The organism is Desulfoscipio sp. XC116, from assembly GCF_039851975.1.
Lineage (GTDB): Bacteria > Bacillota > Desulfotomaculia > Desulfotomaculales > Desulfallaceae > Sporotomaculum.
Map to the genome: position 1 here is coordinate 1670285 of NZ_CP156660.1, position 15271 is coordinate 1685555.

General features: G+C 49.0%; 15 protein-coding genes and 5 tRNA genes. 2 read left to right on the forward strand and 18 right to left on the reverse strand.

What is annotated here, in order from left to right:
• Positions 1 to 349: 349 nt before the first annotated feature.
• A tRNA-Leu gene (locus ABDB91_RS07910) sits at positions 350 to 436 on the reverse strand.
• A 149-nt stretch (positions 437 to 585) separates the two neighbouring features.
• The gene (locus tag ABDB91_RS07915; protein WP_347491064.1) at positions 586 to 798 is read right to left on the reverse strand and encodes a 4Fe-4S binding protein; all 213 of its coding nucleotides are present in this window, start codon (positions 796 to 798) and stop codon (positions 586 to 588) included.
• A 173-nt stretch (positions 799 to 971) separates the two neighbouring features.
• Between ABDB91_RS07915 and ABDB91_RS07920 the strand changes: the two genes are divergently transcribed.
• Positions 972 to 1100: a hypothetical protein gene (locus tag ABDB91_RS07920; protein ID WP_347491065.1), complete on the forward strand. Its 129-nt coding sequence runs from the start codon at positions 972 to 974 to the stop codon at positions 1098 to 1100.
• Between the two features lie 143 nt (positions 1101 to 1243).
• On the opposite strand, the gene ABDB91_RS07925 is transcribed toward ABDB91_RS07920, so the two are convergent.
• The 6 genes from ABDB91_RS07925 to ABDB91_RS07950 all read right to left on the reverse strand — a co-directional run bounded on the left by ABDB91_RS07925 (position 1244) and on the right by ABDB91_RS07950 (position 4126).
• Positions 1244 to 1318: transfer RNA gene (locus tag ABDB91_RS07925), tRNA-Gln, on the reverse strand.
• A 3-nt stretch (positions 1319 to 1321) separates the two neighbouring features.
• Positions 1322 to 1406: transfer RNA gene (locus ABDB91_RS07930), tRNA-Tyr, on the reverse strand.
• A 47-nt stretch (positions 1407 to 1453) separates the two neighbouring features.
• Positions 1454 to 1529 (reverse strand) — tRNA-Glu (locus ABDB91_RS07935).
• Positions 1530 to 1533: 4 nt separating this feature from the next.
• Positions 1534 to 1611, reverse strand: a tRNA-Pro gene (locus ABDB91_RS07940).
• Between the two features lie 81 nt (positions 1612 to 1692).
• Positions 1693 to 2982, reverse strand: a complete 1290-nt coding sequence (locus ABDB91_RS07945) for a VWA domain-containing protein (protein WP_347491066.1) — start codon at positions 2980 to 2982, stop codon at positions 1693 to 1695.
• Between the two features lie 61 nt (positions 2983 to 3043).
• Positions 3044 to 4126, reverse strand: a complete 1083-nt coding sequence (locus ABDB91_RS07950; RefSeq protein ID WP_347491067.1) for a hypothetical protein — start codon at positions 4124 to 4126, stop codon at positions 3044 to 3046.
• Positions 4127 to 4191: 65 nt separating this feature from the next.
• Between ABDB91_RS07950 and ABDB91_RS07955 the strand changes: the two genes are divergently transcribed.
• On the forward strand, positions 4192 to 5214 hold the full coding sequence (locus ABDB91_RS07955; RefSeq protein WP_347491069.1) for a MoxR family ATPase: 1023 nt from the start codon (positions 4192 to 4194) through the stop codon (positions 5212 to 5214).
• 76 nt (positions 5215 to 5290) lie between these two features.
• On the opposite strand, the gene ABDB91_RS07960 is transcribed toward ABDB91_RS07955, so the two are convergent.
• From ABDB91_RS07960 to hemC, 10 genes are all read right to left on the reverse strand, one after another.
• Positions 5291 to 5695 (reverse strand): secondary thiamine-phosphate synthase enzyme YjbQ, encoded by a 405-nt coding sequence (locus ABDB91_RS07960; RefSeq protein WP_347491070.1) that lies wholly within the window; start codon positions 5693 to 5695, stop codon positions 5291 to 5293.
• Positions 5696 to 5765: 70 nt separating this feature from the next.
• Complete coding sequence (locus ABDB91_RS07965; RefSeq protein ID WP_347491071.1) at positions 5766 to 6407, reverse strand: redox-sensing transcriptional repressor Rex; 642 nt, start codon at positions 6405 to 6407, stop codon at positions 5766 to 5768.
• A gap of 509 nt (positions 6408 to 6916) precedes the next feature.
• Positions 6917 to 8212, reverse strand: a complete 1296-nt coding sequence (hemL, locus tag ABDB91_RS07970; protein ID WP_347491072.1) for a glutamate-1-semialdehyde 2,1-aminomutase — start codon at positions 8210 to 8212, stop codon at positions 6917 to 6919.
• A 116-nt stretch (positions 8213 to 8328) separates the two neighbouring features.
• Entirely contained in the window at positions 8329 to 8799 is a 471-nt protein-coding gene (locus tag ABDB91_RS07975; protein WP_347491073.1) for an Lrp/AsnC family transcriptional regulator, read from the reverse strand.
• Positions 8789 to 9262 (reverse strand): AsnC family transcriptional regulator, encoded by a 474-nt coding sequence (locus ABDB91_RS07980; RefSeq protein WP_347491074.1) that lies wholly within the window; start codon positions 9260 to 9262, stop codon positions 8789 to 8791. The genes ABDB91_RS07975 and ABDB91_RS07980 overlap by 11 nt, the downstream gene beginning before the upstream one ends.
• A gap of 3 nt (positions 9263 to 9265) precedes the next feature.
• Complete coding sequence (gene nirJ2, locus ABDB91_RS07985; RefSeq protein ID WP_347491075.1) at positions 9266 to 10258, reverse strand: putative heme d1 biosynthesis radical SAM protein NirJ2; 993 nt, start codon at positions 10256 to 10258, stop codon at positions 9266 to 9268.
• 18 nt (positions 10259 to 10276) lie between these two features.
• The gene (hemB, locus tag ABDB91_RS07990; protein ID WP_347491076.1) at positions 10277 to 11251 is read right to left on the reverse strand and encodes a porphobilinogen synthase; all 975 of its coding nucleotides are present in this window, start codon (positions 11249 to 11251) and stop codon (positions 10277 to 10279) included.
• 118 nt (positions 11252 to 11369) lie between these two features.
• The gene (gene nirJ1 / locus ABDB91_RS07995; RefSeq protein WP_347491077.1) at positions 11370 to 12554 is read right to left on the reverse strand and encodes a putative heme d1 biosynthesis radical SAM protein NirJ1; all 1185 of its coding nucleotides are present in this window, start codon (positions 12552 to 12554) and stop codon (positions 11370 to 11372) included.
• Between the two features lie 161 nt (positions 12555 to 12715).
• Positions 12716 to 14236, reverse strand: a complete 1521-nt coding sequence (gene cobA, locus ABDB91_RS08000; RefSeq protein WP_347491078.1) for a uroporphyrinogen-III C-methyltransferase — start codon at positions 14234 to 14236, stop codon at positions 12716 to 12718.
• Positions 14226 to 15170, reverse strand: coding sequence for a hydroxymethylbilane synthase (hemC, locus tag ABDB91_RS08005; protein ID WP_347491079.1), 945 nt, complete (start codon positions 15168 to 15170; stop codon positions 14226 to 14228). The genes cobA and hemC overlap by 11 nt, the downstream gene beginning before the upstream one ends.
• Positions 15171 to 15271 lie beyond the last annotated feature (101 nt).

The following is a 15271-nucleotide window of genomic DNA, read 5'->3' on the forward strand; positions in this document are numbered from 1 at the left end:
AAACCCCCTTACTTATTTGCACAATATACTTATAGTAAGAGGTGTCTATTATTTATGACTCCGATCTTTCGTTATGTTTCGAGATTATAATTGCCTGTACAGATAATGTTGCTTTTTTAAGTTATAATGTGACACAATCTGTGTATTTTCCTTGGGTGGCACGCATATGAATAGTAACTTGGGTTACTGGTTATAATGTTAATACTCCGCTTTGGTGAGTTCTATCTCTCCCCGTCCGGCTTAAATGCCGGACTTTTTTTGATATCGAACACAAGAGTTTGAGGTTTTGAAATAATAAAAATATTGATGCTTCCTCATAAAAAAAACCCGGCACCAACCGGGGTCTTTCTGGTGCGGCAGAGAGGACTTGAACCTCCACACCCTGACGGGCATAAGAACCTGAATCTTACGCGTCTGCCAATTCCGCCACTGCCGCATATAACCCTTATTCTGCAACGGTTAAAATTCTGATCATCCGCGCAGAAATAATATTAACACAGTTAATGTAGCATGTCAACAAGGCAAATATATCTTTTCCCCCAATTGAAAAGCTGCTTTCGACCAGAGCCGAAAGCAGCTTTTCAACTAGGCTGCATTTGAAATTTTGGAAATTGCTCCACTGGGACACGCCCGGAAGCATTTTCCGCAACGGGTGCAATTGTCAAGGTTAATGGCGTAGTTTACGGTATCATCAATGTAAATGCCGTTAAACTTGCATTCCACTTCACAGGCCGCACAGGCCATGCACTTAGTGGCATCTAAAACATAATTAAACTTAAACTTCTTCTTTTCAGCCAACTTTACATCCCCCTTCCCTTGTCTTAACATAATAAATTGATTATCAGAAAAGTTCTACACTATAAAAATGAAATCCTGCTATATTTAATACATAATATCAAAAAAAATATTTATGCTATGAAGTAGTAAGTAAAAGGTAAATTGATAACTATAAGTTTCGGAGGTGTTAACTAATGGCGAAAAGGATTGCAGGATTGTTGGCTAAAAATACAACAGGCTATCGCCCGGTATGGGATATGGGCAGGGCGGCTGATATGAAAAAAAAGCAAAAATTAAGAGGTGTAAACCGGCCCAGTACATAAATGCCGGTGATATTGTGCTGGATGTATCTGATGGGTACTTCGCGAAAAAAAGTAAAAATGCTTAAGAGTTTATTTAAAATGCCTATTGATAAAAATTAGTATAAAAACACTCAAGGAACAGGTTTCTGCTCCTGCTCCTTCTCTGGCTGGGGCGGCTGGATTTGAACCAACGAGTGACGAGTTCAGAGCCCGTTGCCTTACCACTTGGCTACGCCCCATTATGGTGGAGGGGGCAGGATTCGAACCTGCGAAGGCGTCGCCGGCAGATTTACAGTCTGCTCCCTTTGGCCGCTCGGGAACCCCTCCATATATCGGGGACATTCCTCCGCGGGAGGAATGTCCCCTCTTTTTACTGGTGACCCCACCGGGATTCGAACCCGGGTTACCGCCGTGAAAGGGCGGTGTCTTAGGCCTCTTGACCATGGGGCCTGCATGGTCGGGATGGAGGGATTTGAACCCCCGGCCTCTTGCTCCCAAGGCAAGCGCGCTAGCCAAACTGCGCTACATCCCGAAATACTGAACGCAAAGACTATTCTACTCTAAAAAGGGGTTAATGTCAATGTCTAGATGTCATTATCGCAGGGCAGTTTATTTATGATCGGGATATTATTTTCTTCATAGCCAGGGAAAGCTGCTGTGCATTGCGGCATTCCAACACCAGTGAGCAAAAAGGCGCATAGGTGTCCATAATGCAATCATTAATTGACCAACTGATTTGGGGCAAGGGGTTAAGCCAAACCGTTCTTCGGCACCGGCCGGTAATGATGCTTAGGTATTCCGTTCCGTCCGGCTGCCAGTTGTTCCGGGCGTCACCCAGAATGATCAGTGTGGTTTGCGGTGTTAGAGTGTGTATATAATCATTTTTAAATTGCTCCCACACACGCCCGTAGTTGCTAAACCCGGTGCTTGATATCCGAGACCTTCGTAAAATTGTTCTGGCCACAACATTCCAAGCTCCCGAAGTGGTTACGGCCAAGTCCGTTATTTCAGCGATGTGATCAACAAAGGCAAATGACTTTAACTTGGAAAACTTGTGCTGCAGGCTGAGCAGCAGTTGTAAAAAAAAGACGCTGTACGGTGCCATTGAGCCGGATAGGTCGCATATGATGCTGATGCGGGGTCTACCGGGTACGCGCTGCGTTTTTTTTAGTGTCACCGGCATACCCCCTCGGGCGGCTGCTTGCCGCACAGTGCGGCGCATATCGATCATACCCGTGGGTGCGGGGGTCTTTCTGTAACCTTTATAGGCAGCTAGTTGTCGTCCCATGACGGTAATTATTTTATTTATTTCCGCTAATTGTTCGGAGTCGGCTTGGGCCAGATCCAGCTGCCGCAGGTTGCTTGGCCCGGGGGTGGTTGTGTCGTTTTGGGATGTTCCCTGCCGGTTAGGCATTGTCTGGCGCTGTGCTAATTTATACTGCCGGTTGGTCCGGTTGGTGTTATATCTAACGCCGGCTTCGACGCCTATGATATCGCCCCCGGAGCTGCCGGATATACTTGCTTCGTTAATTCGCATTATCTCCTGGCGGATACTGTCCTTAATATTCTGTAAACGGTTAAAGAAAATCTTATGGTTTAAATGGGGCGGGCTGACCAGTGCCGCTCGGGCATCGACGGCCGGTGGAATAATCAGATGATTATCCGCCGCCATATACTGCAGATAAGTATTGATGGCAGCAACCAAAGTATCTTGGACCTGTTTGTCTTTGGCCAGGGTACACAGGGCCGCAGTCAGAGCATCATCCTTGCGCAGTTCGATTATTTGCAAAGCGCGACAGAAATCAAGTATTTCTGCGGGTGAAATGCGCAGTCCGGCCTTACGTAAATAGTTAACTGTCTTAATTATGTCGGTGTGCATTTGATAATACCTTGACCTTTCCAATTTCCAAACGTCCAATTGACACACTTATCAAGCTTGGTATGCCGCTGCTCTGACTGTATGCTTAGATAGTGTACCTTAGCACCTTATTCATATATTGAGTCATTTGGTTGTGGATATGGCGTATGTTGTCAGGAATTACTTCATCATTTTTTAATATAATAGTGCTTTTTATTGTTAAATTAAGCTTTTTTATATCGTATAATGCAGTAAAGCAATCCTCCGATACGGAAAATGAATAAAAGTTTGGCTCCTTATTAAAGGATAGCCGGCTAATTAGATATTCCGGTGGTATTAAAATGTTTTCTGCCGTATGCGTTATGGTTAAATCTTCAAGGCCCAACAAATTGTGCAGGTGTTCTATTAAACCGGCGGTAAATATTTGAGGATCGGTTAATTCAATGCTGCACAATATTTCACGCCGGTCGGTTTTTTGTTTAAATTCTATGTGGCCTGCCGCACCATAGTCTAACAGGTACGAGTCGGTGGTTTGACGGTAAATGACCGGGGCAAGCCGCTGGTTGATAAATTCTGCCCACCCGGCACCGGGCAAGGGCAGATAGGCTTGGATAATCGGACCGGTAATTTGGGGCCGCAAAGGCGGCCTGATAAATTCGGGGCTGAGGGGTTCTATAAGCCGTCCTATGGACACTTGATCAATGCAAACCCCGCAGTTATACCGGCTATCCCTGAAGTGAGAATTAAATTTAATGCGGGCTGTGATTATGCCCCCTTGTACGGCTAATTCGGCATTGGCCAGCACAGCCACATCCCGGGAACGCCATTCTGCCATCCTGATGCCCAGCAGTTCACCACGCTCCATGTCCAAATGGTTGAGCTCGTGCAAATGGGGTAGTATTAGTGTTGGCTCATAGCTTTTAGCGGTGACAATGATTTTCATGTCGGATACGGGTTCATGCAGCTGACCTGCGGCATTGATAGGTTTTACGGAGAATAACAGCGGTACGATGCGTTCGGCCCATGCCGGTGATTTAATTTTAAACAGCAGGTAATTGTCGGTAATATGTAGAACCAGTCCGGGAACAGATATTTCCTCTCCTGTTGCCTGTAGCTGTGGCTCGGCGGATAAAAGCGTTAAAATTATATTTTTTTTATCTATTTGCTTTGTGAAAATTTCAATCAGCATAATGACCTCCGTGTAGTAACGGGTTTTTAAGTTTTTAAAAATATTTTATCACCTGAGGAGTATCTATGAATAGAGTTAATGATTTTTTTAAAAGTGTTGAAAGTGTCATGGATGGTTTGCTAACCCAGAAATATATTATAGATAGAAGGATTGCTACCACAGTCTATTTGGCCGGGCGGCTGGAGAAACCACTGCTGATTGAGGGTCCGGCCGGAGTGGGTAAAACCGGTCTGGCCGGTGCTATAGCGATGGCCGGGCAAACTGAACTGATCAGGCTGCAGTGCTACCCCGGATTGGATGAAAGTAAAACTCTTTATGAGTGGAACTATCAAAAACAGTTATTGCACATTCAAATGCATGGCAGCGATTGCGATATTTTTTCCACTGATTTTCTATTGGAAAGGCCTTTGCTTAAAGCTTTTCGGGCTAAATGTCCGGTAGTATTGCTGGTGGATGAGATAGATAAAGGTGAGGAAGAACTGGAAAGTTTTTTGTTGGAGGCATTATCGGAATTTCAGGTTAGTATACCCGAATTTGGACTTATCAGGGCGACACATAAACCTTATGTAGTGATTACCAGCAACAGTACAAGGGAATTGGGGGACGCGTTAAAGCGCAGGTGTTTATATCTTTACCTGACTTACCCTGATGCCGCTCGGGAACAAGTTATTTTAAATTTAAAGGTACCCGGTATATCGCGTCACCTGGCCGGACAAATCGTTGATTTTGTGCAAAGATTACGCAAAATGAAAATAAAAAAATCACCTAGTATCACCGAAACCATTGATTGGGCCAGGACATTGCTATTATTGGGTCGGGACAGGCTTGACGAGCAGATGGTCCGTCATACCTTAAATGTGCTGTTAAAGTATGAGGAAGATATTGAGCAGGCCGATCGGCAGGCAGGCGGTCTTCTGTCCTCGGTTGCGAAATCCGGGTCGGTGGCCGGCGAAATTGATCCGGATGGAAGCAGCAATCAATCGATAGTCGAGAAAACTTGTGCTGCCGGGCTTTCTTCTGAAATAACTCCGGATAATTGTGGGCCCGGACAAACAGAAGACCCCGTGTTGGCCAGATTTGACTTTTAAGCCCGTGACTATAGACTAGGCCGGGAAAAAGCTCCCTGGAAAGATAAGATAATCTGCCTGTTCCGGAGATGGATTTTCAATCGCTGATAATTTTAATAAACAGTTTACGTTTGCGAGGGCCGTCAAATTCGCAAAAGAATATACGCTGCCAGGTGCCCAGCAGTGGTTTACCCCCGCTTAATAGCACGGTTTTGCCCGTACCGGCCAGGAAAGTCTTAATATGGGCATCTGAATTTCCTTCCAGATGGGTATACCCGCCGCTATTGGGAATTAGCTTGTTTAAGTGTGTCAGTATATCGTAAATAACGCTGGGATCGTGTCCTTCATTAATAGTTACACCGGCGGTGGTATGCGGCACATAAATATGGCATACTCCTTCGGCTGCCTTGCTTTTATTAATCAGCAGGCGGATGTCGTCAGTGATATCGATAAATTGTTCCCGCTTGGCAGACTTGATTTCCAGTACATGATAATTAGCCATACTTTTCATCTCCCGTAAATAAATAACCTGCCGGTTGGGGCAGGCTATTTTATGGATAGGTATTAGTCGGTTATAGGCTTTGGGCAGCCCTAAAGCCCAGGTTAAAGGTTAGTATTTCTAATTTGACGGACAAATCCACATTGCGTATTTCTATTTCATCAGGTACGTTTATTGCTACCGGGGCGAAGTTCAAAATAGCCTGCACACCATTTCTAACCATCGTATCAGCCACTTCTTGCGCTGCGCTGGTGGGTACGGCAATTACCCCGATGCGAATGTTTTCCCTTTGGGCTATTTTAGGGAACTGGGTCAGGGGCTGTACCATCAGATCACCGATTCTTTTACCAATTCTGGTAGAGTCATTATCAAACACGCCGGATATATGAAAGCCCCGGACGTTGAAACCCCGGTACGTACATAGTGCAAAACCCAGATTGCCGGCTCCCACGATGGCCAGTGACCATTCTTGATCTAAACCGAGTATCTTAAGTGTATATTTCATCAAGTCTTTGACATTATAGCCCACGCCCCGGGTACCGAACTCGCCAAAATACGCCAGATCCTTGCGGACTTGGGCCGGACTTACCCCCACTCCCTCGGCTATCTCACCCGACGAAACCGTGGTAATACCGTTTCTGTCCAACCTTTCCAGGAACCTGGAGTAGATGGACAGTCTGGTCACAGTTGCTTCCGGAACCCGTAAAGTTTTCAATTATGTCACCTCCGCTTTCTTTGTATTTATATATAGCACTAAGGCAACTTAATTATATCGCAAATTTTTAGATATAACTCTTTACACGGTGCTATGTTATTGCTATAATAAAATGTTTTATTGATAATGTTATTAAATTCACATGATATAGATAATTTATATCATGTGACTTCATTTATGTCAAATGGCTTCTTCTTTAACGGACTTTTTTGGGGTTTAAGATTAATTTTGGGGTGTTAAATGGGTGTTAATCAGTGTAGTCCGTTCCGGTTTGATCAAGAACAAGCCCTTTTTTGCGCATGAATAACAGTGAACGGCACGGCCGGGTTTCCCGGACAGTGCCGCATAATACATACTCCTGTGTACAAAACAAAGTAGAACTTTTCCCGTATTGGGTAACCGGATATACATATCGGGAACGGTTGTTTCGGTATACCGTTTCTGACATGCTAAACTGTAATCGGCATATCAGGTGTGGTAATGCGGTTCTGCCCGATACCATTTATTGTTTACTTTTTTATTTCCTTAAATACTGCTCGAGCGGCTTCGATGGTATAGTCGATTTGTTCATCGGTATGGGCCAAGGACATAAAGGCAGCTTCAAACTGGGAAGGTGCCAGGTAAACGCCTTTCTGCAGCATGCCCGCAAAGAATTCGGCAAACTGTTTCGTATCGGACTGGGATGCCGAATCGAAATCGGTTACGGGTTCATTGGTGAAGAATGTGCATAGCATGGACCCCACCCGGTTAAAGGTAAGCTCCAGCCCCGCATCCGCAGCTGCTTGCCGCAAGCCCCGATCCAGGCGGGCCGATTTTCGTTCCAGAGTGTCGTAAACCCCCGGCCGGCGCAACAGCTCCAGTGTGGCTATACCGGCCGTTACCGCCAGCGGGTTGCCCGACAATGTGCCGGCTTGGTAGATTGGCCCGGCCGGGGCCACCGCGGACATAATTTCTTTTTTCCCTGCGTAGGCGCCAACGGGCAGTCCCCCGCCGATTATTTTACCCAGGCATGTGATATCGGGCTCAACGTCATACAGTACCTGGGCGCCGCCATAAGCCACTCGAAAGCCTGTCATTACCTCGTCTATAATGAGCAGGGCTCCGTGCCGGGCAGTTAGCTTACGCAAACCCGCCAGAAAACCGGGCGCCGGGGGAATTACCCCCATGTTGCCGGCCACCGGCTCCACGATTACCGCGGCAATATCTTCTCCCACCTGACAAAAAATATCCTGCAATGTTTCCAGGTCGTTAAATGGCGCGTTAATGGTATGTTCCGCCGTGCTCGCGGGTACGCCCGGACTTGTGGGAACGCCCAGGGTTAAAGCACCGGATCCCGCCTTGATTAACAGAAAATCGGCGTGTCCGTGGTAGCAGCCGGCGAATTTGATAATTTTATTACGGTTGGTGTAGCCCCGGGCTAATCTGATGGCGCTCATGGCGGCCTCAGTACCCGAGTTTACCAGCCTGACCATATCCATAGCGGGCAGAGCGTCAACAATCATTTTAGCCAACACGGTTTCCAGCTCGGTAGGGGCACCAAAACTGGTGCCTATTTCCAGGCAATTTTGCAGTGCTTTAACTACCTCCGGGTGCCGGTGGCCGAGTACCAGCGGGCCCCAGGAACCCACGTAATCAATATATGTATTGCCGTCGACGTCGGTTAGCACGGCTCCCTCGCCTTTTGTTATAAATACAGGCGTTTTACCCACGGATTTAAAGGCTCGCACCGGGCTGTTAACGCCGCCGGGGATATACCTTGCGGCTTCTTCATACAATTGTGCTGATTTGTTAAATCCATTATGCATAGGATCACCGTCCAATTAAGATAATACTGCACCATACTTGTCGAACACCGGGCCATTTACCATATGCGACATGCTTTTCCCGGCGGCCCGGCTTTTGACCATAAAGAAGCCGGCACCTAGTCAATAAAATATTGCATGCTGCTCTTTTTTAGCTCGGTAGTGCTAAACAATAGTTTATAATTACTTACGCCCACTTTTTCAGCCATTACGGCAGCTAATTGTTTACATTGATTCTGTGTGTGTCCGTGAATAACGGTAAATACGGTGTATGGCCAGCCGGGCCGCCGGGGGCGCTGGTAACAGTGAGTTACTTCGGTAAACCCGGCCAACTGCCGCCCAATGTCGGCGGCCCGTTCTTCCGGTGCGTCCCACACCACCATGGCATTGGCGGTGTAACCCAGGTCCTGGTGGCGCAGGGCTGCCCCAAAACGGCGAATCATGCCATTACTTATCATTTCTTTTATTTTAATCATTAATTCATTTTCTGACAGACCAATTCTTTGGGCTATAGCCAAGTATGGTCTTTCCACTAGGGGCAGGCCCTGCTGCAATTCCCTGACAATTTGTTTTTCCAGTTCAGTCAGCATGCTGCACCTCGGACAGGTTAAAGTTAACGCGCACTTTAAAGATATTGACGGCCGGCAGGTTTAATATATCCGTCAGGCCGGTTTTTTGTCTTATTTCATTTAAAACCCCTTCGATATGTTGTTCCGTTTGAGCCAGCAAGGTAAACCACATATTATAACGGTGGTTGCGCAGGTAGTTATGGGTAATACCCGGATAGCTGTTGATTATCTGGGCTACCCGGTCAATGTCCTTTTCAGGTACTTGCATAGCACACAGTGTGCCCGTATAACCAATTTTACGGGAATCAAACAGCCCGCCCAGTCGCCGGATAATGCCGGCTTGCCGCAGCCGTTGTAATCTTTCCAGTACATTTTGCTCACTGATACCGAGCTTTTGACCAATCATATCGTAGGGCCGCTCGGTAACGGGGAAGTTGGACTGAATAATGTTTAGCAGCTGCTTATCGATTCGGTCAACACTCATGCACTAATATCCCCTTCTTCCGTGATAAAGACACCACGGTTCTTCGGCCATGTAATCTCCGTGGTAATAATAAGCTCTGGCCCGGCAGCCGCCGCATATCTTTTTATACCGGCAGGTGCCGCAGCCACCGCTGTATTCCATAGTGCGCAGCTTTTGCAGCACTTCGTTCTCGCGCCAAATATGGTCAAAGGGGATCCGGCGCACATTGCCCAGGGGTATATTAAGATAAGCGCAGGGCTGTACATCACCCCGGGGACCGATAATGCAGTAGGCCGTCCCGGCCAGACATCCGCGGCTAAAGCGCATGTTTACCCCCATTTGACGGGCGATGCGCATGAATTGGGGCGCGCAGGTTGGCTTAAGCTCTATATCCACCTGGCTTTGCTTGACCATAATACGCTGCAGCAGTTGTTCATATTGTTCTGCGCGCAGCGTTTCGGCTTCAATATTAACCGCTCGGCCGGTGGGCACCATAAAGAAAATATGGTGGCCCCGGGCGCCTAAGCTCACGGACAAGTCCGTTAAATCTTCAATTTCGCCGTTGTTCCACTCCATCACTGTGGTATGCACCTGAAAGGGCAGGCCGGCCTCCCGACAGGCTCGCATACCGTCCACCGCTCCTTGCCAAGCGCCGGCGGAGCCCCGAAAATCGTCATGCCTGGCCGGGTCGGTACTATCCAGACTGATGCCCACTGCCATAGCACCCGCGTTTTTCAATCGGGCGGCAGCTTCAGGGGTGATCAGCGTGCCATTGGAACCCAGCACGGGGCGGAGACCGGTGTCAGCGGCGTATTGAATCAGCTCATAAATATCGTTCCGCATGAGCGGCTCGCCACCGCTAAAAATCATGATCTTAAAACCGGCCCGGGCTATATCGTCAATCAGCTTTTTACCTTCTGCCGTATTAAGCTCCTCTTCCGCCCGGGCTCCCGAATCCCGGTAGCAGTGCTTGCAGTACAGGTTACAGGCGTTGGTGGTGTTCCAGGATACCAGCATGCAGGTTTGTTCCTTTCTTTATTCGTTTAACCAGCGCGCCACATCCGGGGCATGGTAAGTAATAATAATGTCCGCCCCGGCCCTTTTCATGCCGGTCAGCAATTCCAGGGTGGTTCTGCGTTCGTCGATCCAGCCCAGGCGGGCCGCGGCTTTAAGCATGGAATATTCACCGCTGACATTATACGCCGCCAGCGGGCTATCAAAATTTCCACGCACTGCCGCAATTACATCCATGTAAGCCATAGCCGGCTTAACAATAATTATATCGGCGCCTTCGGCAATATCTTGCTCTGCCTCCCGCAGGGCTTCCCTGAGGTTGGGCGGGTCCATCTGGTAAGTTTTGCGGTCTCCGAATTGCGGTGCGGAGCCGGCTGCTTCCCGAAAAGGACCGTAAAAAGCCGAAGCGTACTTAACACTGTAAGACATGATGGGGATATTGGCGAACCCCTCCGCATCCAGGGCTTTTCTAATAGCCTGCACTCGCCCGTCCATCATATCCGACGGCGCTACGATGTCTGCTCCGCTTTGTGCGTGAGAAACAGCGGTGCGGGCCAGCAGTTCCAAGGTGGGGTCGTTTAAAACTTGAGATTCATGCACAATGCCGCAGTGTCCGTGATCGGTGTACTCACACAGGCAAACGTCGGTAATGACCAGCAGGTCGGGGAATTTATCCTTAACTGCCCGCACGGCTTGCTGGACAATGCCGCCGGCATCATAAGCACCGCTGCCAAAAGCGTCCTTGCTATCCGGAATACCGAACAGCAATATGCCCGGGATGCCCAGCGCTTGTATTGCGGCCACCTTGGTAAGCAAGCGGTCGATGGATAAATTATATACGCCGGGCATCGACTCCACGGGTTTTTGCACATTGGAGCCGCCGGTGACGAAAAAAGGATATATTAAATCATCCACCCGCAAGTGGTTTTCCCTGACCAGTCGCCGCATATTGGCGCTGGAACGAAGGCGGCGCGGTCTGGCGACCGGAAAATACATGGTGCGTGCACCTCCTGATTTCTTAGAATAGATGGTACTGATGGATTTAGTCCAGTTTCCGCATAATTGATTTAAATGCCGGTATAAGCTAAATACATGCGAGGTATTCCATGCATGCTTATGTTCTTACGGCAAGGCCTATTTCTTCATCAGTCAGGTAACAGGCGGGATCGGGGGCCCAGAAATCACCGTATACCGCTTCGGCTCGCGTTCTGAAATTACCGTTGCACATATCAAGCCAGCGGCAGTCGGCACAGCGTTCTTTCAGCAGTGGTTTACGGTCTTTTAAACCCTGCAAAACGGGATGGCTTGAATTTTGCCAGATATCTGCAAAAGATTTTTCCCGGATATTGCCCAGCACATGCTGGCGGGTGAACTGGTCGGGGTATACGTTGCCAAACCAGTCTACTGCCCCGATGGCTATACCCGAGCGGTTGCCGCCGTTGGCTGTCAACAATTGGCGTACCCGCTCCCCCCGAGCCGGGTCGGCCTTTTGCAGGGCCAGATAAATATAGATGCCGTCGGCATGGTTGTCCACCGTTAGTATTTCCTTATTTAAACCGCGGCGGTGGTAATCTTGGGTACGTTCCATAATTAAGTCCATAGCCCGCCGGGTTTGGGTGTGGCTCACATCTTCGTTTATCATTTTACTGCCCCGGCCGCTGTAAACCAGATGATAGAAGCATACCCGGGGTATATCTTCGTCCTCGATTAATTTAAATATGTCGGGCAGCTGATCAATGTTATGGCGGTTAATGGTGAACCGCAAACCCACTCGCTGGCCGATGGCCCGGCAAGCACGAATTCCGCTTAAGGCGGCGTCAAAAGCCCCTTTGCGGCCCCGAAAACGGTCGTTATTGTCACCGATGCCGTCCAGGCTGATGCCCACGTAGCTGACGCCTATATCTTTGATCTGGGCGGCTACCTCGGGGGTGATTAATGTGCCGTTGGTGGAAAGGGTGCAGCGGATATTTTTACTGCGGGCGTAGCCGGCCAATGCAAAGAAATCATGGCGCAATAAAGGCTCGCCCCCCGAAAAAAGTATTACGGGCACTTTAAAGGCGGCCAGATCATCAATAAAGTTTTTGGCCTCGGCGGTGGTGAGCTCATTATCATAAATACGGTCGTCGGAGCTGGAATAACAGTGCAGGCATCTTAAGTTGCAGGTACGGGTGGTGTTCCATACCACCACCGGCCCATGCCCCGCCGTTGTTCCGTTGCGCTGACAGCCCGCGTCATGTTTATAACGCAGGGAATCTCCGTAATATTTGGCTCCGCAAAGTAATCTGCTTACACTGATCATAATCTTCTCCTCTATATCGGTCAATGGGGCAATAATGGTTCTAACGAGGTTATAACCTTTATGTAAACCGTAACTTAATATCGGCATTGTGCCTAATCGTCTTGGTATACTGATGTAAAGCTAACCGCCGTTGGGAGCGGTCCTTCCCCGCATATTTCTCATTATTGTATATTTAAAATAGCTTGCAGCAGTCCGTTTATGGTGTATGTGTCCGCTTCAATATGCACCGGCAGACCTAATTCCCGGGCCGTGGCCGCGGTAATGGGTCCAATGCAGGCTACTTTAGCGTTCTTTACCAGTTGCCCCGGAGATACTGTTCCCAGCAGGGTGATAAAATTGCGTACCGTTGAAGAACTGGTAAAGGTAATTAAATCAATTGCATCTTCGGCCAGCATGTTCCGAATGACCTCTGCGTTGCCGTTCCCCAGCACGGTGCGGTAAGCGGTTACTTCATCCACCCGGGCGTCCAGGCGGGACAGTGCCTCCGGTAATATTTTCCTGGCTATGTCAGCCCGGGGCAACAACACCCGGTCACCTGGCGCTATCTGGTCTTTTAGCCCCTCTACGATGGCCTCGGCCCGGTATTCCGTGGGTATGTAAGCTGTCTGCAGGGCCATTTTTTGCAGTGCTTTACCGGTTTGCGGTCCGATAGCGCATATTTTCAGACCTTTTAAATTGCGGATATCGCCGTTTAATCGGCGTAGGGCATCGAAGAAATAGTTAACTCCGTTTACACTGGTAAAAATAATCCAGTTATACTCCGGCAACCGGGCCAGGGCGTTTTCCAGGGGTGCGCTGTCCTCGGGCGGAGCGATGGCAATGGTAGGAAACTCCACCGGTTCGCCGCCCAGGTTATAAATAGCCTGGGATAAGCTACTGGCCTGCTCCCGGGAGCGGGTAACCAGTATTCTTTTACCGAACAATGGCTTATTCTCAAACCAGCTTAATTTGTCTCGCAGCTGCACCACTTCGCCCACTATAATTATGGCCGGGTTTTTAAAGCCCTGATCCAGAGCCATCTGCGAGATATTATCCAGCCGGCCCACCAGTGTTTTTTGTTCCGGGCGGGTGCCCCAGCGGATCAGTGCCACGGGGGTTGCAGGATCTCGACCGTGCTCCGTTAGCTTTTGGGTAATACCCGGTAAGTTGCCCATGCCCATCAAAAATATCAAAGTGCCCACGCCGGTGGCTATTTTGGACCACTGGATGTTGGAATTTTCTTTGGTAGGGTCTTCATTACCCGTAATAATGGCCAAGGTGGATGTAAAATCCCTGTGCGTTACCGGTATGCCCGCGTAAGCCGGCACAGCAATAGCCGAGGTAACGCCGGGAATTATTTCAAAGGGTATGCCGTGGCGGGCCAGTTCCTCGGCCTCCTCGCCGCCGCGTCCAAATAGGAAGGGGTCTCCTCCTTTTAAACGTGCTACGGTATGGCCTTGCAAAGCCTTGTCCACGAGCAGTTGATTTATTTCCTCCTGAGATAGGGTATGCCGGTCAGGTTTTTTACCTACAAAAATACACTGTGCATCCGGTCGGCGCTGCTCCAATAGCCGCGGCCCGGCCAAACGGTCATAGACGATCACGTCGGCCTGTCTGATGCACTCCAACCCTCTAACCGTGAGCAGTCCCGGATCGCCCGGTCCGGCACCGATAAGATATACCGTTCCCTTGTTATTTGTCATGAAAACCATACTCCTGTCTTGCTTGCCGTAATATTCTTTCCGCGCCGCGCTCGATCAGCACGTCGGCCAGCTTAGTGCCCAAAAGCCGGGCATCGGCTAACTGTCCCGTTACACTGTGACGCAACGCGGTTTGCCCGTTAAGGTCAACAACCGCTCCTTTAAGTGTCAGTATATCATTCTGTATTTGTCCGTAAGCGCCGATAGGTACCTGGCAGCCGCCTTCCAGCCTTCTCATGAATGCTCTTTCGGCTTCGATAGCCGCTCTGGAGGGATCGTGATCCAATGCTGCTATAATATCTCGAGTTGCGGTATCGGTACTTTTTATCTCCACTCCAATCGAACCCTGTCCTACGGCGGGCAGGCAAATATCAAAAGGAATTAACTCAGTTATCATTTCTTCGTAACCCATGCGCTTAATACCGGCGTAAGCCAGCACAATGGCATCCAAATTCAGCTCTTTAAATTTGCGCAGCCGGGTATTTAAGTTGCCTCGTATATCCACCATTTGCAGATCGGGACGGTAATTAAGCAGCTGGGCACGTCGCCGTAAACTGCTTGTACCGATACGGGCGCCAATCTTTAAGTCAGCCAGCCGGATATTATCCCTGGCTATTAAAACATCGCCGGGATATTCCCGCTCACACATTGCTCCGATGTCCAGCCCCTCCGGCAGCTTGGTGGGCAAATCCTTCATGCTGTGCACGGCCAGTTTTATTGTACCGTTTAACAGCGCTACCTCAAGTTCCTTGGTGAACAGTCCCTTGTCACCAATTTTGGCCAGAGCCACATCTAAAATGTTGTCGCCTTTGGTTTTCATGCCTTGTATATGAAAACTGCGGTCGGGGTGGGCCCGTTGCAGTGTATTGGCCACCCACCGGGCTTGCCACATGGCTAAGTCGCTGTCCCGGGATCCGATAATCACTTGGTCTACCATTTCAGCCTCCGATACGAACAATTTGCCTTATGGCACAGGATACCCATATTTACAATAAAAATTTCGGGTGCGGCCACGGATAAAGCTCGTACCCGGAATTA